Source organism: Nitrospirota bacterium (assembly GCA_030645475.1).
Lineage (GTDB): Bacteria > Nitrospirota > Nitrospiria > Nitrospirales > Nitrospiraceae > Palsa-1315.
Genome location: JAUSMA010000017.1, coordinates 74,287 through 94,829, shown reverse-complemented (window position 1 = coordinate 94,829; position 20,543 = coordinate 74,287). Strand labels below are relative to the sequence as shown.

Here is a 20,543-nt window from a genome sequence, read left to right as displayed (position 1 = left end):
ATCGCTTCCCACCCCTTGCCTCTAGCCTCGTGCCTCTCGCCTATGATTTATTAACTCACCGACCCCAAATCCAACTTCGTTTCCCATCGCCGCAACATGGTCTCTCGCAAGGCACGATGCGTCACAGCCTTAAGCTGTGGGTCTTGCTTCAGCAGGGCAAAGGCTTCCTGCCGCGCCTGCTGAAGCAGCTCGACATCCCGCACCAGGTTCGCAGCGCGAAACTCCGGCATGCCCCATTGCCTGAGTCCAAAAAACTCCCCAGGCCCGCGGATGCGAAGATCCTCTTCGGCAATCACAAATCCATCGGTCGATCGCACCAGCGCGTCCAACCGCTCCTTGGCCACTGACGGCGGTTCGCCTGCCTCCTTGGGCTTCTTGGATCGAAACAGCACCCCGCCCGAGGCCATCAGCAGACAATAAGATTGGTGTGCGCTTCGCCCGACCCGTCCGCGCAATTGGTGCAACTGCGCCAGCCCAAACCGCTCGGCATGTTCGATCATCATGACCGTGGCATTGGGCACATCGACTCCGACCTCCACCACCGTCGTCGCGACCAGGACCTGGATCTCCCCCTTCTTATACGAGGCCATGATCTGTTCTTTCTCGTCCGACTTCATTCGTCCGTGCAACAGCCCGACGCGAAACTCGGCTAACTCATTCGCTTGCAGTTGCTCGGCTCCTTGCATGGCCGCCTGCAGATCGGTCTTCTCCGATTCTTCGATGAGCGGATAGACCACATAGGCCTGACGGCCGCTCCGTAGTTCATCCCGAAGAATCTGATAGGCCCGCCCCTTCTGACTGTCGCTCAACAGAAACGTCCGAACCGGCTTGCGCCCCGGCGGCATCTGGTCGATCACCGAAACATCCAGGTCTCCATAGACCGTCATGGCCAGCGTACGTGGAATCGGCGTCGCAGTCAGCACCAGCACATCGGGCTTATAGCCCTTTTCCATGAGCGTCTTCCGTTGGAGCACGCCGAATCGATGTTGCTCATCCACCACCACCAGTCCAAGCTTCGCGAAGGTGACGCCTTGCTGAATGACCGCATGGGTCCCGATCACGACCTGCGCGGTCCCGGAGGCCACCTGCTCACGCACGGCTTTACGCGCCGCCGCACGCCCCCCGCCACTCACCAGCACCACGGACAGTCCGAGCGGTTCCAGGAATCCCTTCATCGTCCGATAATGTTGTTCGGCGAGAATTTCCGTTGGGGCCATCAAGGCAGCCTGATAGCCCGACCCGCAGGCCAGCACCATCGCCTGCACCGCCACGATGGTTTTACCGGACCCGACATCGCCCTGCACCAGACGGTTCATCGGTTTGCTCGACGTCATGTCCGACAGGATCTCGCGATTCACCCGCTCTTGCGCTGCGGTTAACTGAAAGGGCAGCGCCCGATCCAGCTTCCCCAGAAGCGGCGTTTTCGGATTGAACGAGACCTGCTTCACCTCTTCCTTCATGACTCGTTGCCGCGAGGCTAACGCAAGTTGGAGCACGAACAGTTCTTCGAACGCTAAACGCCGATGCGCCGGCGTAAGCCCTCGATCGAGCTGGCCCCCATCAGTCCCTGGCTGAGGGAAATGCACATCCTGGATGGCTTGCTGAATGGGAGGCAATCGATAGCGAGCACGGAGCGAGACCGGCAGCACCTCTTGTGCCTCGGCGGCATGGGCGTCCAGCAGGCTTTTCATGAGCACCCGCATCTGCCGGGAGGTCCAGCCTTTGGTTTCGTGGTATATCGGAACGATCCGGCCCACATGCAGCGGCGCTTCGGATTCCGCGCCCACCACTTCGTATTGCGAGACCTCCATCTTCATCGCCACAAACCCCTGCGCGCCGGCTATCACCCGCCCGGTCAGCATGACGCTCGTCCCAACGGTGAAGACCGGTTCGAGGAACGGCTGATTGAAGAACACTACCTGAAGCCGCCCGGTGGCATCCTCTACCACAATGTCGAGGATGGAGAGGCGGCGACTGCGGGCCTTCTTGGCCTCGCTTCGGATAATCGTGCCGCAGATCGAGGCCTCCGCCCCAGGCACCAGTTCTCCGATCGGGGTCATGACCGAGCGATCTTCATACCGCCACGGTAACGTCCAGAAGGCATCCTCAATCGTGTCGATCCTGAATCGTTGGAGCAATGCGGTGCGCTTCGGGCCGACTCCCTTCACGAAACGAATAGGCTGTTCCCACCATGGTCGAGAGGGAATGTCATTCATCACAGGCTCACGCATCACCACGGGTTCCGGTTCGCCCCATGCTCTGGCCGGATCGCAGGCTGCCTTGCGCAACGTCCCGAGGATGGCCATAGCGTCCTGCAGTCGGCGCTGCTGCTCCTCTGCCGGGAACCGCTGCTGGTCATCTTGAAACAACCTCCTGAGCTGAAGCAACGAGGCTTCAATCGCCCGAGGATAGACGCGATCGGATAGGGCCTGCATGACCTGTGATGAGACAAAATGATTCAGATTCTTAACGGTGGGGAGATGTGCAAAGGCATCGCGAGTCGCGAATTCGATCGGACGCGCGACTCGGTCCAGCCATTGCTGAAACTGTTCAGGGGGTGTGGGCTCGGAAGAGCGCCGTATCACAATGGCGAATCGTAACACAGCCTCTTCCCCGCCTCAACGACCACGACAGCCCGAAGGTCGTGGTGCGAGACTTACGGGAGCGGCGCGACTCGAAGCTCTAGGTCAGACCTTCCGAACACTTCAGCCTTCAGCCTACCCCCCTGTCTCCCGTACAATTTGGCGACATTTCTTTGCCTCCCTTCCCTAGGGTGCTACATTGGAGCTCATCCACAGAGGTCTTCTATGTACCGCCGTAATATTGGCCACATTTTGTATCCCATCGCCTGCCTCCTGGGGCTGTTCATCGTCTATCAAGCCTGGTTCAAACCGACCTACCTCCTGACGCCGCCGCCAAGCCAGCCCGAGACTGTCGTGGAAAGCGCAAAGGAGGCGCCACCAGAACCACAATATACAGGTCCCGCAGAGCCGGAACCGAAACAGATTCGCCTGATCGATCCCTCGGTGGTCCCGGACACGACGCATCATGAACTCTTAGAAACGATTCGCGACGAAATCGAAAAAGGAAACGTCAAAATCGCAGAAACCAAACTGACCGATCTGCCGCCCGGCCTATCATCGGACGAAAAGACCCGTCCCTATGTCGCGGTGCTGTGGAACAATCTCGGCATCCAACTCGAAAAGGCCGGAGGGACCTCTGCCTCGGTCTATGCATTCAAAAAGGCCTCGTCGCTGGACAGTAAAAGCCCGACCATTCATCTCAACCTGGCCCATGCCTACTGGGAGCTCCGTGATCCGGCCATGACGCAGAGCTTTTTGGAAAAGCTGGTGGCCCTGGCTCCGAACGAAGCGTTCCCCCATCTGGCATTGGCCGAGCTCTTTCAGGAACGGGACCGACTCGGTGAAGCCGCCCGCCACCTCGACCTGGCCACAGCCCGCGCGGGCAAAGATCCCGCCGTGCAATCCTATCTGAAAACCGTCACGGCCAAGGTCCGCCGAACCGAGAAGAGCGATGCGCGGCTCACCAGCCGGGACAGCACCCACTTTACCGTCAAATTCGACGGGGAAGCCGATCAGGCAACCTGGGTCGCCGTGCTGGAGATTCTGGAGGAGGCCTATCGGGAGATCGGCCAACGATTCGGACATTTCCCGTCAAAACCCATCGTCGTCGTCCTCCAAGCCAACTCCACGTTCCAATCGGAAACCGGCAGTCCGGCCTGGGCCGATGGACTCTTCGACCCTGTGCTCGGACGCATCCAAGTCCCTGTGCAAGGCACCCTGGTAAACCGTGCCTGGCTCAGGCAGGTGCTGCGGCACGAATTCGTCCATGCGCTACTGCACGACCAACAGGGCCCAGCCAGTAGCGCCTTCCCGACCTGGCTGAATGAAGGGTTAGCGATGGAGTTGTCCGAGGATCGCTGGTCGGACCTCGACCGGATGATGAAGCAGGACTACACGCTGCTTCCTCTGCCTGCCTTAGAAGGGGCATGGGGCGAATTGCCCCCTGAAACCGCAGCCCTCGCCTATCAGGAAGCCAACTCGGCCGTTCGTTATCTGATCGACCGCTTCGGCATGCACCAAGTGCACGGCCTGCTCTCACATCTCAAAGCCCGGCAGGCGCTCTCTGCCGCCATGCAATCGCAGTTATCGCTGTCGTATGAGCAATTCCAGTCTCGGTGGCTCGATCAGTTACAGGTGCAGGTGAAAAAGAGCTAGCGGGGAAACGGTGAGCGATGAGCGATGCACGATGAAGAGCAAAACAATTGTCGCTTCAGAGGTCTGGCTTTCGATAGATTGAACCCACTCCTTCCTCTCTAGATCGTTTCCTCGATCACATCCTTGGGTTCTGCACTATGCCAAGCGGGCAGGATCTCAGCGGCATCATCCTGCCCGACTGCGACTTCAGTCTCCTCCTCGCTCGGCTCGATCGTATCTTCCCACAACAGCTTCCGGCTCCCATCATCGAACATCCTGATGCGAAACTCGATCTGTTGAGAAGGAGCCGAGAACCCTTCCGTCTGGCCGACGACCGCCCTGCCGATACGTTCTGCGCGAGCGAGCGTACCAGAGCCCGCTGAGAAATGATCGGTCCATACCAGTTGTCCGCTTACCGAATCGACCGCACGAAGGAAGAACTGGGGTTGACCGTCGATCGCGCCCCGGCTTCGGACCTGAGTCACCATCGCTTGTGGCGCAAGATGAGCCACGACCCGGTGCGTGAAATCCGACTCCTGATTGCTGACATTGAGATTGAGGAGACCTTCCCAGAGAAACTTGCCTGTGGCCGCGTCATAGACGCGAAGGGAAAAGGTTGAGAGTCCGTCTGCTCCCGGGCCGACTCCTCCCGCAAAAATCCGCTCACGCGGTTGACCGGCTGCTGACGTGGCATCCTCTCGCACGTTCAGTTCATAGGTGTCCTCGGTCAACACCGTACCAGTCTCAGCATCGTAGGTTTTCACGGTAATCGAGGAGGTCTCGGCATTCTCATAGCCAACCCCAGCTGCCACGACTTTTCTAACTTTCGCAGGAACGAGAGACGGCACATCTGCGGACCAGGCGGTGGCTGGAACGCCGGAGCTGAAACTGGCCACGACGGCCAACGCGACGCACAAGACCTTCCTCCTCCGCCCGCCGATCTGCCGCCTCTGATAGACCGGGGCTAACTCACGCCAGATCGGCCTGAACCATTCGCTCATTTCGTCTATCGTCTGAGATAGCCACTGCATCATCGTCATGTGCTGGTCCCCCTTGCTTGTGCTGGAGTCTCGCATTGACAGCTTTCGGGGTAAATTCCCCACTGTGGGAGGAACCCCCTCCGAAAGGGGGGAGACGGGCAGGCTTACCGCACTGGATTAGGGAAAATGCGAGGAGGAATGCGACCGTGATACGGGGGTTCTTTAGCCGATTAACGAGGTTTTCCCGCGCCCTCGGCCAGAGAAACCTTGCCAAAGACCGCGTACCGGCACCGGGCCACACACCAATACAAGAGATAGCCGATGGGCTTGACCAGCGGGATACTGAAGAGACCTGACAGAATGCGCCCGCCCTTGAGGCCCGGCAGGAGGGCCAGAAAGGCATCGAGCCCACTGGCAATCTCCCCATTCGAGCGAATCAGGAAAGCGACGTCGGGGCGACCAGGCCGATAGACCGCCCCCAAGGCCTGCTTGGCCTCTTCGCTCTGATACGGAACCATCCTGATCGTGGTGGCATCTACCTGCGTCTCCAGCCGTTCGAGCCCCTTCTTGGCTGTGACGCAGAGGCGGCATTCTCCGTCGTAGATCAACAGACAGACTTGCGGGGCATTATCAGATGGATCGGCCATCGTCTCTCCCCCACGGTCGCTCACTCAACGGTTCGGCGCGAAATTGTGCAACTGTTCCGGCAAGTGGCGAGCGGGAAGCGCCATGCTTTCGGCGTAAAGTCTTCGCCCCTAGCCTCTAGCCCCTTGTCTCTCGCCAGAATGACGGAGTCCTGTTGCTGTATGGAGCAAACCGCAGGTATCATCTCTTTATGCGCCATACCTGGACGATCATCGGCCTACTCGCAGGACTCTGCCTCATTGGAGCCCAGACCACCCAGCTCACACCCGCTGCGACTCCGGCAGGCCGAATCGCATGGATGCTCTATCTGGTTGTCTGTCCTCTCGCCCTCGCAGGACTCGTCTGGATTGGATGGACCTGGACCGCCATGGCCTGCGTCATCTATGGAACGGTGGGATTGGCCTTGGATCTTGCCACGGTCACAAGCATCTTGGGAGGACAGGCCGAAATTGGCACCCTGTTGTTCTTCAGTGTGATGAGCGGGGCCGCGAACTGTTCGCTGATTGTGTTCGGCGGACGCGCGTTTTTACAGGCGTTCCAGGAGACCGTGCTTCCAGGATCCCATCCTCCCAGTCCTCCGTCCCCTTCTTCATCCGCACAGTCTTGATCCGCGTAAATCCCGCATCCGTCAACCAGGCCTTTGTTTCGGCTGCCGCATAGGTATTGCCTCGCTCAGTGAACAACAACATCGAGACCGCAAAGAGACTCGACTCATCGGGATGCAGTCCTTCCCGGTCATGGAGAAAAGCATCCTGAATCAGCAAGCGGCCCCCAGGGTTCAAGGCGGCCAACGCCCGCTGAAATACCGCCCGATTGTCTTGCGGTGAATAGATGTGGAGGACGTTCGAATACCAGATGACATCGTAGGTGCCGGGGATGCGGTCCGTCTGCAGGTCCAAAGGGAGACAAGAGAGTCGGGAGCCCGCCTTGTGAGTCGCGGCAATCTCCTTCGCCACGTCGAGGGCTGCGGGACGGTCGCAGACCGTGGCACGAAGTTGCGGATTCTTTGCGAGGAAAGCCATGGCATAGGTACCGGGACCGCCGCCAAGATCGAGCAGCGTCCGCGCCCCACGCAGGTTGAGTTGGGCGGCAATCTGTGGCGCCGTCTCCAAGGTCCGGTGATGCATGGCCCACGTGAACCGGCGACGATAGTCCGGCTCATCCGGTTCATCGTGATCGAGCGGCAGTCCGCTCTGTACCGATTCCAACAGACGGCCCCAATCGGCCCAATGGCTTGTCATGAGCCGGAGATAGTCTCCTCGATAGGCGGGATGCGCTGCGTTCAAGGCCGTGGCGCCCAATCGGCTGTTCCGGTAGGTTTCGCCTTTCTTCTTCAGCAGGCCGGCCATCGCGAGATTCCGGCAGAGGATGGACAACCCCCGCTCACTGACCTGCATCTCGCGAGCGAGAGCGGGAATCGTCCAGGTCTTGGTACTGACGGTCGTACAGAGATTCAGTTCAAGGGCGGCGATCAGAACTCGCGGTAACCGGTAGGCCGTAATGGCATCGCGCAAATCATCGAACGTCGCGATCTGCCGGCTCACCGCTCCACGCCGATCGTCCTCACACACCAACGCATCAAGTCCTGCGCGGCCAGAGGATTGGTCATGTCCACACTTCGTTCAAAGCAGGCCGCCACATAGTTGTCGTTCATCTCCGTCCGTTCGGAGAACCCCGACTGCAACAGAATCGCACGGTACTTTGCGACGGCCGGCTGGATATAATACTTGGCCTGCTTGGCGATCTCGTCGGTGCCAAGATCCTCCGGCGTCCCATCGGAGAGCAGCGTCATCACATCGTCTAACGCCATCCCATACTGGCAGAGAAGCTTCCCGTCCGGCGTCAGCTCCAACAGCCATCCATCGTGACCAAGTTCCATCGCCATCGGACCGCCCGGCTCCAACTCGATTAACCGCGGAAACACAGGGGCCAGCGAGGCCTTAAATGCCGTCCAGGCTGTCGGGGCTCCAGTACTCATGCGCGCGCCTTTCGATGGGGTGGTGGACCGTCCTGCCCGGCAAGACTGGCACGCAGGGCCGCCAACCGTTGAATATTCTCTTCGAGTTTCGGCAGCTGGTACTTGCGATCCATCCGCACCACCAGTTCAAGAAGATCTGCCGCCTCTCGCAACTTGCCGGTTTCTTCATAACATTGTGCCAACAGATACCGGGCCCCGCCGGTCCGCAACTCGTCGCGCGAACGCTCGGCAATGGACTGGCTGGTCTGGCAGCAGGCAATGGCATCGTCGTACCGTTGCTGCATCAAAAACGTTCGCCCGATCATGCGCCAGGCATCGGCCACGCCACCCTGATTCGCCAACCGCCGCATCAGGACCAGCGACTGCTCGTAGTATCCGATCGCCTGGTCGAACTCTTTGGTCTCGCGGGCGACCAAGCCAAGATCCGAAAATAATACCGCCTTGCCCGCCTCATCGTGGACCTTACTCATGAGATCCAACGCTTCGAGGTAATAGGCCTTGGCACGATCCCATTCGCCCGCATCGGCTCTCAGATTTCCCAAGTTGCCCAGCGTCGTCCCGATCCCCTTCTCATCCCCCAGAATCTTCTGCAGCTCCAGCACCTCTTGGTAGTAGCTCTGCGCCGACTCTCGACGCCCGCTGACCGCACAAATGTTTCCGAGATTGCCCAACGTGGATGCCAACGCCCGTTGGTTGCCGGTCAGCCGGTCGCATTCTAACGCCTTGGCATAACAGGTATAGGCATCGGTATAGAGACCGCGCGAGAAATGCTCGTTGCCCTGGCGATTGAGTTCTTCGGAAAGTCCGTTCCGTAGCGTCATGATGCGGGCTGGAGCAATCGTTCGACCGCCGGCTTGGCGTCGGTGAGAATCGAGGTCCCGTCGCCGACGAGCAGACTATCGAAGTTGTACTTGAGGAGGCGACGGAGTCCCTCCTGAGCTTTCGCCATGTCGGCATATTTTTCAGCGGGGAGCATACTGACGGAGCCGGCGGGTTTTCCGATCAGGGCATCGCCGACAATCAGCACACCTTTTCGCTGCTGAATGAACAGGGCCGACTCGCCGGGAGACTTCTGGTCTTTGAGCTGGATCACCCAGATCCCGCCGATGAGCAATTCCCCATCTTTGAACGTCTTCGACGGCTTCAGATCCATCAGCGGCGCGTCCACCTCCGGCACATGCAGCTGACAGCGAAACTCATCCTGATACTTCACCGCTTCGCGCACGTGATCGCGATTCGTGACGATGATGTAATCGACAGGTCCGTTTCGAAGGATCACGGCACTCGCGTCCCCGGTCATCGGAGGAGGGTCGACGAGAATCTTATGTTCCCCGACGGTCAAAAAGAGCCCGTTGAAATCGATCTGCTTCTCCTCAGAGAACCAGGACCATTGCCAGATACCGGGAAGAATGTTTTTCATAGTAGGATAACAATCGATGACTGATCGTTGATAGCACGAACAGACTCACAATGCGGCGACGGCATCTTTCACGACTTTCGTGACTTTCGTCAGGATGCTGGCTTCGTTCGGCAGATCGATAATGTCGTCTTCAGAAATCGTAATGAATTTCCGATTCGGCCCCTTCGTGAGGGAGATCAGAAACATACTATTTGAAGGCGTCACAGGAATCACAACCTGCACGGCGGCATCGGCCCCCTTCACCAGCTCCAAAAACTTCTGCTTGCCCACTTCCATCTCATCCATCGTCTTCTTCTTTCCTCTCCCTCACGGAAGTCGGTTCGCCGCTAAGCAGGGAGAGTCCCCGTCTTCCTGCTTCTTACATCTTATTGCTTCCAGCCGCCAACAACTTTTCGACTTCCGCCACAATCACCGCATCTCCGGCCAGATCCATATTACCGACACGCTGCCACCGGATCACGCCCTGTTGATCGATCACATACACGTTGGGAATAAACTTCCCACCGCCGTACAATTTATCCGTCACCTTGCTCGGATCGAGCAGATAGGGATAGGTGACTTTCACCGGAAAGGCGGACAGAAACTCGCCGACACTCTTCTTGGAGTCGCCAGACGAATTGACACCCAGTACTGCAACCTCTTTGCCTTTCATGACCTCTGACACTTTTTGCAGCGTCGTGCCCTGCATCATGCAGGGGTCACAGATATGAAACAGCCCGAGGACCACAACCTTTCCCTTATAGCTATCCAGCCCCACGGTCTCGCCCGTAACGGCTGTCAACGTAAACGACGGCGCCTTCTCGCCGAGCTTGAACGATCCCGCGGCAAGGACCAGATGGGCCGCAAGGATCGGAGACAACAGCGCGCCCAATACCCACAATGTTCGTTTCATGAGAGCCTCCATTTCGAGAAGAGCTTATAGCCGATAGCATATAGCTGATGGTGTAAAGAGTTGCCTTCAGATCGAACTCTTTACTGTTGCCATACGCTATACGCCATCAGCTCTTCGTCGCTGCTATCCTACCATGCAGAATTTTTCAGGGGCAATGGAGGCCGGGCAACGTCGACGTGGCAGAAAAAAACAATGGCTCATTGTGGAAGCATGCAGGACGGACAGATCAGTTCCGTCCCAACAAGGGAGTAATCAGTCGAGGCAGATCGAGCACGTCCTGCCCAAAGTGCAGGCGATAACAATCGGCCTGCTGCACCAATCTCGACAAGGGGTGGAAATCCTGTCGCGCAATATCCCGATCGGACAGGAATGCGGCTTGCGGCAGAATGGCGTCAAGCGCCTGGCTCTTGGACAACGGTTCAAGACAACTGTAGGGCATATCCGCCACAAGAGGAAAGAGCAGCATGGCCGGTGCACAGGACGTACCGACTGATTCCGGATACAGATCCACTGCATCAAAATGCTTCTTATAGGCACCCTGGCGCACCAAGCCTGGCTCGGCCTGCTGGAGCTCAGGGAAGAACCCGATCGTGCAGTCCGTCACCTCGATCGTCATCGGGAAGGACAGCAGTTCTATATTCGAGCCATGATCCCGCAGCAACGGATGATCGTCGGAAAGATAGCGGTAGCCGGCGCGAAGCAGTGCGAGCATCGCGGTCGTTCGACCGCACCCCCGGTGGCCGGCAATAAGGACCCCGGAGCCCTGATACTCCAACGCCGCGGCATACAGCATGTGCGCGCGACGGCTCTTCAACAGCTCCGCCAAGGCGTAATGAAAAAAGCTCGCGCGTAAGTCGGCATGCATCGCCTCCGGATGAACGAAATATCCCCGCGCAGTCCCCCGGTCGCCATCGATCACCAGCGCTCCCTGTTCATGAAGATCCACCACGAGGCACCCGCCGTCTTGTGCGATCGTGCAGTGCCAGAGAACGCGTAATGCGTCACCGAGCGCGGGCTTGGTCCCGGAGAACAGTTGTCGTGCCGAGGGCGATAGATGGACCGGCACGTCTCCACGACTTCCCACCTCTTCGAATTGAATCGTGAGCGGATTATGAGCCACATCATCACATCGATAGTGCTGGCGGAACAGGGCAACGGGACTGAGCAATGCAGGGGAAGAGGCCAGATACCGGACCGCCACTCCATGGAACGAGATCAGCAGTTCCTGCAGCGTCGACGTCATGATCATCGTGGCACCTTCCTTATCGTCTCTGGCCAATACCAGCACTCGTGATGTCACTCCATATCCATGGACCCCTTGGCCTGCAGGAGTCTGAGCGGACATGCAGGCACGGTAATGCAATCCCCTCTCTCTGCCTAGATCCCTAAAAGCTGGGAACGGCCCCTACTTTGGTAGCGAGAGAGGTGAAGACCTGCACAAGAACGAACGGTGAATGTCAAAGGAGAGAGTCTGTCTGTCAGGATCGTGAAGCAGGATCTGGAGCTCGTTGGATTTCGATAGTCGAACGTCTGGCAGTAGCCTCAACAAGGCCCTACAGCGTGAAGAGTGTGGAGGACGAGCGGATGGCTCTTGAGCGGGACGGTTTACGTATCCTGCGAGAGGGAAGGGTCGAAGAGGCCCAACTGCCATTCCTCAGCGCGGGTCAGAGGAATGGGGTACCGCTCGGTAAAGCAGGCGTTGCAATATTGGCCCGGTGTGCCGGGGGCGGCGTTCAGCATCCCATCGAGACTCAAATAGGCGAGACTGTCGGCCGTGATGTATTTGCGGATCTCTTCGGTGGAATGGCTGGAGGCGATCAATTCCTTCCTGGTGGGCGTGTCGATGCCGTAGAAACAGGGGGAGATGATCGGCGGCGAACTGATGCGCATATGCACTTCTTTGGCCCCGGCATTGCGAAGCATCTTCACAATCTTACGGCTCGTCGTGCCCCGCACGAGAGAGTCATCGACCACAACGACCCGTTTCCCCGCTAAGACCTCCGGCACGGCGTTCAGCTTCACCTTCACACCGAAGTGGCGGATCGATTGCTCCGGCTCAATGAACGTACGCCCGACATAGTGGTTCCGGATCAGCCCGAGCTCAAACTGAATCCCCGCTCCCTCGGCATACCCAAGCGCGGCAGGCACCCCGGAGTCCGGCACGGGCACAACGATATCCGCCGGGACTGCGGATTCCTTCGCCAACTGTCTGCCCAACGCCTTGCGCGTCGCATAGACTGCGTTGGCACCGAAAATCTTGCTGTCCGGCCTGGCAAAGTACACATATTCAAAGACGCACATGGCGGGACTGACCGGCGGAAAGGGCTGATAACTTGTGACACCCTTGTCGTCCAATACGACGAGTTCTCCTGGCTCGATCTCACGGACGAGCTCAGCGCCGAGCAGATCGAACGCACAGGTCTCCGATGCCACGAGATAGGTATCACCCAGCCGGCCGAGACAGAGCGGACGGAACCCATGGGGATCGCGCACCGCAATCACCGCGTCGTCCGTCTGCATGACAACCGAGAAGGCTCCGCGCACCTGGCTCAAAGCATCGATGATACGGGCCAACAAGGTATCGGCCCGCGAATGGGCGACCAGGTGAATGATGACTTCGCTGTCCGAGGTGGATTGGAAAATGGCGCCGTAGGCTTCGAGCTCGTGACGCAACACCTGCGCATTGATGAGGTTCCCGTTATGGGCGAGCGCGAGATTCCCGAGCGCAAAATTCACCGAGAGCGGCTGCACATTTTTGAGATCGTTTCCGCCAGCTGTCGAGTAGCGATTATGACCGATCGCCCGCGATCCGGTTAATTGATCCAGCGCCTTCGGATTATAGATATCCGCGACGAGTCCCTTGCCCTTATGCACATGGAACTGCTCCCCGTCGCCCGCGACGATGCCGGAGGCTTCCTGCCCGCGATGCTGCAGCGCATACAAGCCAAGATAGGTGAGGTTCGCCGCTTCCTTGTGGCCATAGATGCCGAAGACGGCACATTCATCGTGAAACTTATCGGGAGAAATCAAGTTCAAATGTGCATCACCAGCCATGGCGGGCGACAGGACAGGAAACTCTTTCTTGGTGTGCGGCATATCCATGTTTCTAGGTTTCACGCCTGGTTCAGCGTACGTTCGATTGAAAAAGCCCATCGGTCGTACAGTTGATCGATCGTGAGATCGATGCGGCAGCCTTCGCTCCACTGGCCCTTCTCGGCCTCGACAACGAAACGATCGCCACCCACCGTTCCGATCTTCATCGCCGGAACCGCCGCATCCCCTGCAAGCTTGAGAACCTGATCGGCCAACTCCGGCTTCACGGAAAGCACCACTCGTGATTGGCTCTCACCGAACAGCAGCGCATCCCGCCGCAACGCATCGAGGGACAATCTTACCACAGCCCCTCGCCTATCGCCCGGGGCCGAGATGCAACATTCAGCCAATGCGACAGACAGCCCGCCATCCGAACAATCATGCGCGGATTGCACGACTCCTTCACGGATCACCTTCAACAGGAAGTCGTGAAGCGATTTTTCCGTCTCCAGGCTGAGGAACGGCGGCGACCCTTGTTCCCGATGATGGAGGACTTTCAGATACTCACTGCCGCCCAGGTCCTCCTTCGTCTTGCCGAGGAGAATAATCGCATCCCCATCCTGCTTGAACCACTGGGTCATCGTCTGCTCGACCGACTCGATCAGACCCACCATCCCCAACATCGGCGTGGGATAGATTGAGAGACCGTTCGTCTCATTGTAGAAACTCACATTGCCGCTGACGATGGGTACTTTGAAATGTTCACAGGCATCCTTCAGCCCCTCGATGGCCAACACAAACTGCCACATGATGTCCGGCCGTTCCGGGTTCCCGAAATTCAAACAGTCCGTCAGCCCGATCGGCTCCGCACCGGAACAGACCAGGTTCCTCGCCGCCTCAGCCACCGCAAGGCGAGCGCCTTCGTAGGGATGCAACAGGCAATACCGGCTATTGCAGTCCACCGTCATGGCAAGAGCTTTATTCGTTCCCTTGATCCTGACCACCGCAGCGTCTGAGCCAGGACGAATCATCGTGTTCGTCCGCACCATGTGGTCGTACTGTTCATAGACCCAGCGTTTACTCGCAATCGTCGGCGACTCCAGCAACGACAACAGCGCCGCATTCGCATCCTTCACATCGGGCAGCGCATCGTAGTTCAGATTCGTCAGCATGTCCTGATAGGCCGGTGGCGAATAGGGGCGCTCGTAGCGCGGCCCGTCATCGGCCAGCGACTTTGCGGGGATCTCCGCCACGACCTTGCCCTGATCCCTCACGCGGAGGATGCCGTCGCCCGTGACCCGCCCCACCACCGCCACATCCAAATCCCACTTCTTGCAGATCCTGATACATTCGTCTTCTTTGCCCGCCTGCGCCACCATGAGCATGCGCTCTTGGGATTCCGACAACATCAATTCATAGGGCGTCATGCCCGGCTCGCGCCGCGGCACATCGGTCAGGTCCAGATCCATTCCATTGCCGGCACGCGACGCCATTTCGCAGGACGAACTGGTCAACCCGGCTGCCCCCATGTCCTGAATACCCACCAACAGATCGCCCGCCATCAATTCGAGACAGGCTTCCAGCAACAGCTTCTCGGTAAAGGGATCGCCCACCTGCACCGTCGGCCGTTTCTGCTCTGATTGGTCGTCGAAGGAGTCTGACGCCATCGTCGCTCCGTGAATCCCGTCGCGGCCCGTCTTCGAGCCGAAATAGATCACCGGATTGCCAATCCCAGCTGCCGTTCCAAGAAAAATCTTGTCCTTGTGCGCAATGCCGAGACAAAACACATTCACGAGCGGATTCTGCGAGTAGATATCGTTGAAGACGATTTCGCCTCCGACCGTCGGCACGCCCATGCAATTGCCATAGCCGGCAATGCCCGCCACGACACCCTTCACCAAATGCCGGTTCTTCGCGTTGTCCAACCCACCGAACCGCAGCGCATCGAGCAAGGCAATCGGCCGCGCGCCCATCGTAAAGATATCGCGCAGAATCCCCCCCACCCCCGTCGCCGCGCCCTGATAGGGCTCGATGAACGAAGGATGGTTGTGCGACTCCATCTTGAACACGGCGCAGAGCCCGTCGCCGATATCCACGGCGCCGGCATTTTCCCCCGGTCCCTGAACCACCCGCGGCCCCGTCGTCGGCAGCTTCCGCAAATGCACGCGTGAACTCTTATAGGAACAATGCTCCGACCACATCACCGAGAACATGCCCAGCTCGGTGATATTCGGCTCCCGCCCCAAAATCCCGACAATCTTCTGATACTCGTCGTCCGTCAGGTTATGTTGCGAGATGAGGTCTTTGGTCATTGGCTGGCTCACAGGTCCCATAATTTGGCTTCACACTCTAAGGTTACTTATTCAAAGACAGAATCTACTCATCTGTTAGGTAGAGACAGAGCAGAGCTTAGCCAGCCACCATCTTCAATGGCTTCTTGTCTTTCTTCAGCGACTCCAGCATCGAGAGGAAGATCAGCTTCCCGTCGTCGTTGCCCAAGACCGCTTCCGCGCAACGCTCCGGATGCGGCATCATGCCCAACACATTCCCCGCGGCATTGACGATTCCGGCAATATTATCCAGCGACCCGTTCGGATTCGCGTCCGGCGTCGACTTGCCCTCGGGAGTGCAATAACGAAGCACGATCTGCGCGTTCGCTTGCATAGCCGCGAGCGTGACCGGATCGGTGTAGTAATTTCCATCCGCATGCGCGATCGGAATCTTGAGCACCTGGCCTGGCTGGCAGGCGCCGGTGAACGCCGTCGCCGCATTCTCAACCTTCACCGACACATCCTTGCAGATGAAATGCAGCGACTTGTTGCGGAGCATGGCCCCTGGCAGCAACCCGGCTTCGAGCAGAATCTGGAACCCGTTACAGATGCCGAGCACCATCCCGCCGCCCTTCGCGAACTCCTTTACCAAGCCCATCACCGGCGAAAACCGTGCAATGGCGCCGGTCCGCAAATAGTCACCGTAGGAAAACCCGCCCGGCAGGACAATCGCATCCAACCCCGCCAGCGAGGTCTCCTTGTGCCAGATCATCTCCACAGACTGCCCCAGCACATCCTTAAAGATATGCTCACAGTCGTGATCGCAATTACTGCCTGGAAAAACCACCACGCCTATTTTCATAATTCACAGAGCTTATGGCGTATGGCAAATGGCGTATAGCACGAGACCGGAAAGAGGTCTGGGCTTCTGCCATAAGCTATAGGCTATAAGCCAGCTGCTCCTATCCGAGTTCGTACCGATATTCTTCTACAATCGTGTTGGCCAACAACTTTTCGCACATGGATTTCACGGCAGCATCGGCCTTCGCCAGATCCGTCTCATTCACATCCACTTCCATATATTTCCCAACTCGCACATTACCCGCATTCTTGAACCCCAGCGAGCCAAGCGCATGCTCGATCGCCTTCCCCTGCGGATCCAAGATTCCCTGTTTCAGCGTCACATGAATTTTGGCTTTCACGATTCCCCCTTAACTCTTCCTGCACCCCTCAACGAAGGGCGGCATGGATGCTCTCAGGTGCGCGCGTCGAACGAGCACATTCTCATCGTGCGCGTTCCGCGAGCACAGAGAGCGTTCATGTCGCCCTTCCCTCCCCACTCTCCTGCTCAGATGCTTTGGTCTGTCTGTCCACGTATCTCCTGATCCAGAAAATTCCTGCGATCGTCCCGAACCCACCGAATACAAGCGCCACAAACGCCCAGCGCCAGGGTGACTCGTTCAAGCGATAGGCCATCATGCCCACCACCGCCGCCCACACCACAATGGACGCCACCAACCCGTAATTCATGAACAACCGAAGAAAACCCTTCACTCTTTTTCTTCCTTCTTCCCTTCCTCTAAAGGAAGGATTGGGAAACTTGCAAGGGGATGGTGAGGTTGCCCTCGACTGCGCGCGTCCAACGAGGGCCTTCTGAGGCCGCGCGTTGCGCGAGCAAAGAGGACGGCCTCACCGTCCCCTACGCCCCCTCACCCACAGACTCTCTTCAACACTTCTTGATACGCCTCTTCAATCTTCCCCAAATCCTTCCGAAACCGATCCTTGTCCATCGACTCCTTCGTCGTCTGGTCCCAAAATCGGCAGGTGTCCGGAGAAATCTCATCGGCCAGGATCATCTGACCGTTGTGCAGCCCGAACTCTAATTTAAAATCGACGAGGATCATCTGGCGCTCACGGAAGAACGGCTGCAACACACTATTCACCTTCAACGCGAGCCGCTTGATCTCCGTCATCTGCTCCGGTGTCGCCAGCTTCATCAATCGGATATGTTCATCGGCAATAAGGGGATCACCCAGCGCATCGTTCTTGTAATACCACTCCACGATGGCCGGCTCGATGGGATCGCCTTCTTTCAACCCCAGCCGCTTCGCCAAACTGCCGGCCACGACGTTACGGACTACCACTTCGACCGGCACGATGGTCACCTTCTTCGTGAGTAACTCCCGGTCGCTCAGTCTCTCGATAAAATGCGTCGGCACACCGGCCTGCTCCAGCAACCGGAAGAGCCGCTCGGATATCTTGTTGTTGACGACGCCTTTCTCGACGATGGTCCCGCGCTTCTGTGCATTGAACGCCGTCGCATCGTCTTTGAAGTACTGAACGACCTGATCCGGCTTGTCCGTGGCGAACACCTTCTTCGCCTTGCCTTCGTAGAGCATGCTGCCTATGGTCATGATCTGCCCTTCATCTCCGCGGTCACGCAAACTACTGTGCCAATGCTTCCATGATTTCCGGCAAGGACATCGCCGTCCCGATTAACGTCGGATGCCCGAACCGTCTGGTGTACTGAAACTCTTTCACCTTCTCCAGCGAGAGAATCAGGCTGTGAAAATCCTCCAGTTTGGAAGTTTCAAAATACGTGATGAAGTCCAGGTCATCGAGTCCGCTGGAGTGATAGAGCTTCCGTTTGACTGTCTTGAGGTAGGGCAACGTGGCTTCCGTATGTTCCTTCATCATCGCCGCCCGCTTCTCCTGATCGAGGGCCCACCAGTCGGCGCTCTTCCTGATCGGGATGACGATCGCATAGGGCTTGGGGCCTGACTCGCTGGCGGCCTTGAGGTCGGCCTTTAATTGCTCCGGAAACCCCGGCACATAATTCGCCTTCTTGGTCAGTCCGTGCATGATGCCGGCCGTCTTCAGATGCTTACCGAAGAGGCTGCTCTGAAGGTCGAGCAGAAACTTTTGCGTCTCGCGCAGCTCAACAGCATGCATGCGAAACATGATGTCAGCGTGATCAGACAGGCCGCGCGTCAGATAGAGATCGATCGCAATCTTCTCGCGATGCTGTTCGACCACACCCCGCAAGACCGTCAAATGCGCGATGCGCGTCGCTTGGTCTTCTTTGGCCCAGTCCTCATCCAACGTAAAGGCGGCAATGGTCCCGTAAACTCCGGGCTCGTTCAGAAGTTTGTCGCGATCGGCGGCCTGAGAGGTCGACACCATCATGAGCCCGACCAATACCAGCAAAGCAAACCGCACGATTCTAGAAGGCCTCATCGCTTCCCCCTCTTCACTTGTGTACGCGGGACCGGGCCGAACACCCGCCGGAAAATCTGGTCGAGATGGCGCAGATAGTACTTCGGATCAAAACAGGATTGGATCTCTTTTGCCGTGAGATGTTTCGAGACGAAGGGGTCCTTGCCGACTAACCCTTGTAATCCCCCGGCCCCTTTCCAGGAGGCCATGGCATTGCGCTGAACCGCTTCATACGATTCCTTCCGCTGCGCGCCCTTGTCGATCAGCAACAACAGCAACCGTTGCGAATAGACCAGCCCCCCGGTGAGATCGAGGTTGCGTTGCATGTTCTCTGGATAGACCACCAGATTCTTGATCACGTCGGTGATCCGCCCCAACATATAATCGATCAGAATCGTGCTGTCCGGCATAATCACGCGCTCGACAGACGAATGGCTGATATCGCGCTCATGCCAAAGGGCGACGTTCTCCATCGCCGCGAGACTATTGCCCCGCACGACGCGCGCCAAGCCACAGAGATTCTCCGAGGCAATCGGGTTCCGCTTATGCGGCATGGCCGAGGACCCCTTCTGCCCTGCAGAAAAATACTCCTCCGCCTCGAGCACCTCGGTCCGTTGCAGATGGCGAATCTCCGTTGCAAACTTTTCGATGCTGGCCGCCAACAGGGCCAGGGCCGAGGCATAGGCCGCATGGCGATCGCGCTGCACAATTTGATTGGAGACGGGGTCCGGCGTGAGCCCCAGCTTGGCGCAGACATACTCTTCGACTTCGGGCCCTTGATGCGCAAAGGTGCCCATCGCACCGGAGAGCTTGCCCACGGCGATTTCCTGCCTCACATGCGTCAACCGCTCCCGATGCCGGCGGGCCTCTTCGTACCAAATAGCCAGCTTGAAGCCGAACGAGATCGGTTCGCCATGGATACCGTGCGAACGGCCGACCATGACCGTATTCTTGTACTTCAGCGCCTGCTTCTTCAGCACCGCGATCAACTCGTCAAGATCCTCAAGAATGAGATCCAGCGCCTCGGTCATCTGCACGGCCAAGGAGGTGTCCACGATATCCGAGGAGGTCAGCCCCATATGGAGGAACCGATGTTCGGGACCGACCGAATCCACAAGCGATTCGAGGAAGGCGATCACATCGTGTTTCGTCACCTTCTCGATTCGCTCGATCCGCTTCACATCGATCGTGGCTTTCTTCGCAATACGCGCCGACGTGCCACGCGGAACCTGTCCAGCCCGCTCGAACGCCGCACAGGCAGCCAGCTCGACTTCGAGCCAAATCTCGTACTTCCGCTTCAACTCCCAGATGGCTTTCATCTTGGGACGGGTATATCTATCGATCATCTCCACCTCACGGTGCAGGCTCGCGGCAAGGGGCTATCGGCAAGAGGCACTGATGAATCGAACAGAAAAAACCGCATGAAGTTCCCCCTCTAGCCTCTTGCCCCGTGACTCTCGCCAGCCGCTTCGGCCCGTTTCGTGGCCAGCATCAATTCTTTGTTCAACACCTGGTCGAGCACGCCGTTCACGAACTTCGACGCTTCGTCATCGCCGAAGCTTTTCGCCAACTCGACAGCTTCATTCATCGTCACCCTGGCCGGCACATCATCCATCCACATGAGTTCATAGACGCCGGCACGCAGAATATTGCGATCCACGATCGGCATGCGACTGATCTTCCAATTGGTGGCGTATTTCGTGATGAGGGCGTCCAGCTCAAGCTTCTGCTCCAAAACCCCGGCCACAAGCCGTTCAGCAAAGGCCCTCGCCTCTCCGGAGGCCTCGTTCTCCTTCCAAAATACATCCAGCCACAGACCCGACTTGCCGTGAATATCGTATTGAAACAAAATCTGGAGCGCGCGCTCCCTCGCTTGATGGCGTGTTCCCATG

Annotated in this window: 20 protein-coding genes; 1 reads left to right on the top strand and 19 read right to left on the bottom strand. The window is 58.0% G+C overall.

All coding sequences use genetic code 11. From position 1 onward, the window contains the following. Nucleotides 1-50: 50 nt before the first annotated feature. Nucleotides 51-2,603, bottom strand: a complete 2,553-nt coding sequence (gene recG / locus Q7U76_05315; protein ID MDO8355792.1) for an ATP-dependent DNA helicase RecG — start codon at nt 2,601-2,603, stop codon at nt 51-53. Nucleotides 2,604-2,807: 204 nt separating this feature from the next. Here recG and Q7U76_05310 point away from each other — a divergent pair, with 204 nt between their 5' ends. Further along, a complete protein-coding gene (locus Q7U76_05310; protein MDO8355791.1) occupies nt 2,808-4,238 on the top strand; it encodes a hypothetical protein in 1,431 nt (476 codons plus the stop codon). 98 nt (nt 4,239-4,336) lie between these two features. Here the strand turns inward: Q7U76_05310 and Q7U76_05305 are convergent, their stop codons facing one another. The 18 genes from Q7U76_05305 to nusB form a co-directional block, all read right to left on the bottom strand. Beyond that, nucleotides 4,337-5,257: a hypothetical protein gene (locus tag Q7U76_05305; protein ID MDO8355790.1), complete on the bottom strand. Its 921-nt coding sequence runs from the start codon at nt 5,255-5,257 to the stop codon at nt 4,337-4,339. 170 nt (nt 5,258-5,427) lie between these two features. After that, the gene (locus Q7U76_05300; protein ID MDO8355789.1) at nt 5,428-5,844 is read right to left on the bottom strand and encodes a DUF393 domain-containing protein; all 417 of its coding nucleotides are present in this window, start codon (nt 5,842-5,844) and stop codon (nt 5,428-5,430) included. 465 nt (nt 5,845-6,309) lie between these two features. Further along, nucleotides 6,310-7,386: a class I SAM-dependent methyltransferase gene (locus Q7U76_05295; GenBank protein MDO8355788.1), complete on the bottom strand. Its 1,077-nt coding sequence runs from the start codon at nt 7,384-7,386 to the stop codon at nt 6,310-6,312. After that, a complete protein-coding gene (locus Q7U76_05290; protein ID MDO8355787.1) occupies nt 7,383-7,820 on the bottom strand; it encodes a hypothetical protein in 438 nt (145 codons plus the stop codon). The genes Q7U76_05295 and Q7U76_05290 overlap by 4 nt, the downstream gene beginning before the upstream one ends. Next, entirely contained in the window at nt 7,817-8,641 is an 825-nt protein-coding gene (locus Q7U76_05285) for a tetratricopeptide repeat protein (protein ID MDO8355786.1), read from the bottom strand. Before Q7U76_05285 ends, Q7U76_05290 begins: the two co-directional genes overlap by 4 nt. Continuing rightward, the gene (locus Q7U76_05280; GenBank protein ID MDO8355785.1) at nt 8,638-9,240 is read right to left on the bottom strand and encodes a hypothetical protein; all 603 of its coding nucleotides are present in this window, start codon (nt 9,238-9,240) and stop codon (nt 8,638-8,640) included. Before Q7U76_05280 ends, Q7U76_05285 begins: the two co-directional genes overlap by 4 nt. A gap of 45 nt (nt 9,241-9,285) precedes the next feature. Beyond that, nucleotides 9,286-9,525: a hypothetical protein gene (locus Q7U76_05275; protein ID MDO8355784.1), complete on the bottom strand. Its 240-nt coding sequence runs from the start codon at nt 9,523-9,525 to the stop codon at nt 9,286-9,288. A gap of 73 nt (nt 9,526-9,598) precedes the next feature. Further along, entirely contained in the window at nt 9,599-10,132 is a 534-nt protein-coding gene (locus tag Q7U76_05270) for a TlpA disulfide reductase family protein (GenBank protein MDO8355783.1), read from the bottom strand. Between the two features lie 226 nt (nt 10,133-10,358). Next, on the bottom strand, nt 10,359-11,477 hold the full coding sequence (locus tag Q7U76_05265) for a hypothetical protein (GenBank protein MDO8355782.1): 1,119 nt from the start codon (nt 11,475-11,477) through the stop codon (nt 10,359-10,361). Nucleotides 11,478-11,737: 260 nt separating this feature from the next. Continuing rightward, complete coding sequence (purF, locus tag Q7U76_05260) at nt 11,738-13,186, bottom strand: amidophosphoribosyltransferase (protein MDO8355781.1); 1,449 nt, start codon at nt 13,184-13,186, stop codon at nt 11,738-11,740. Nucleotides 13,187-13,245: 59 nt separating this feature from the next. After that, nucleotides 13,246-15,477 carry a phosphoribosylformylglycinamidine synthase subunit PurL gene (gene purL, locus Q7U76_05255; GenBank protein ID MDO8355780.1) on the bottom strand — a complete coding sequence of 744 codons (2,232 nt, stop codon included), beginning with the start codon at nt 15,475-15,477 and terminating at the stop codon, nt 13,246-13,248. A 97-nt stretch (nt 15,478-15,574) separates the two neighbouring features. Beyond that, nucleotides 15,575-16,297 (bottom strand): phosphoribosylformylglycinamidine synthase subunit PurQ, encoded by a 723-nt coding sequence (gene purQ / locus Q7U76_05250; protein MDO8355779.1) that lies wholly within the window; start codon nt 16,295-16,297, stop codon nt 15,575-15,577. 100 nt (nt 16,298-16,397) lie between these two features. Beyond that, the gene (purS, locus tag Q7U76_05245) at nt 16,398-16,637 is read right to left on the bottom strand and encodes a phosphoribosylformylglycinamidine synthase subunit PurS (GenBank protein ID MDO8355778.1); all 240 of its coding nucleotides are present in this window, start codon (nt 16,635-16,637) and stop codon (nt 16,398-16,400) included. A gap of 115 nt (nt 16,638-16,752) precedes the next feature. After that, complete coding sequence (locus Q7U76_05240; protein MDO8355777.1) at nt 16,753-16,989, bottom strand: hypothetical protein; 237 nt, start codon at nt 16,987-16,989, stop codon at nt 16,753-16,755. Between the two features lie 155 nt (nt 16,990-17,144). Next, nucleotides 17,145-17,849: a phosphoribosylaminoimidazolesuccinocarboxamide synthase gene (locus Q7U76_05235; GenBank protein ID MDO8355776.1), complete on the bottom strand. Its 705-nt coding sequence runs from the start codon at nt 17,847-17,849 to the stop codon at nt 17,145-17,147. A 31-nt stretch (nt 17,850-17,880) separates the two neighbouring features. Next, nucleotides 17,881-18,672 (bottom strand): chlorite dismutase family protein, encoded by a 792-nt coding sequence (locus tag Q7U76_05230; protein MDO8355775.1) that lies wholly within the window; start codon nt 18,670-18,672, stop codon nt 17,881-17,883. Continuing rightward, nucleotides 18,669-19,997 carry an adenylosuccinate lyase gene (gene purB / locus Q7U76_05225; GenBank protein MDO8355774.1) on the bottom strand — a complete coding sequence of 443 codons (1,329 nt, stop codon included), beginning with the start codon at nt 19,995-19,997 and terminating at the stop codon, nt 18,669-18,671. The genes Q7U76_05230 and purB overlap by 4 nt, the downstream gene beginning before the upstream one ends. Nucleotides 19,998-20,086: 89 nt before the next feature. Continuing rightward, on the bottom strand, nt 20,087-20,542 hold the full coding sequence (nusB, locus tag Q7U76_05220; GenBank protein ID MDO8355773.1) for a transcription antitermination factor NusB: 456 nt from the start codon (nt 20,540-20,542) through the stop codon (nt 20,087-20,089). Between the last annotated feature and the right edge of the window lies 1 nt (nt 20,543).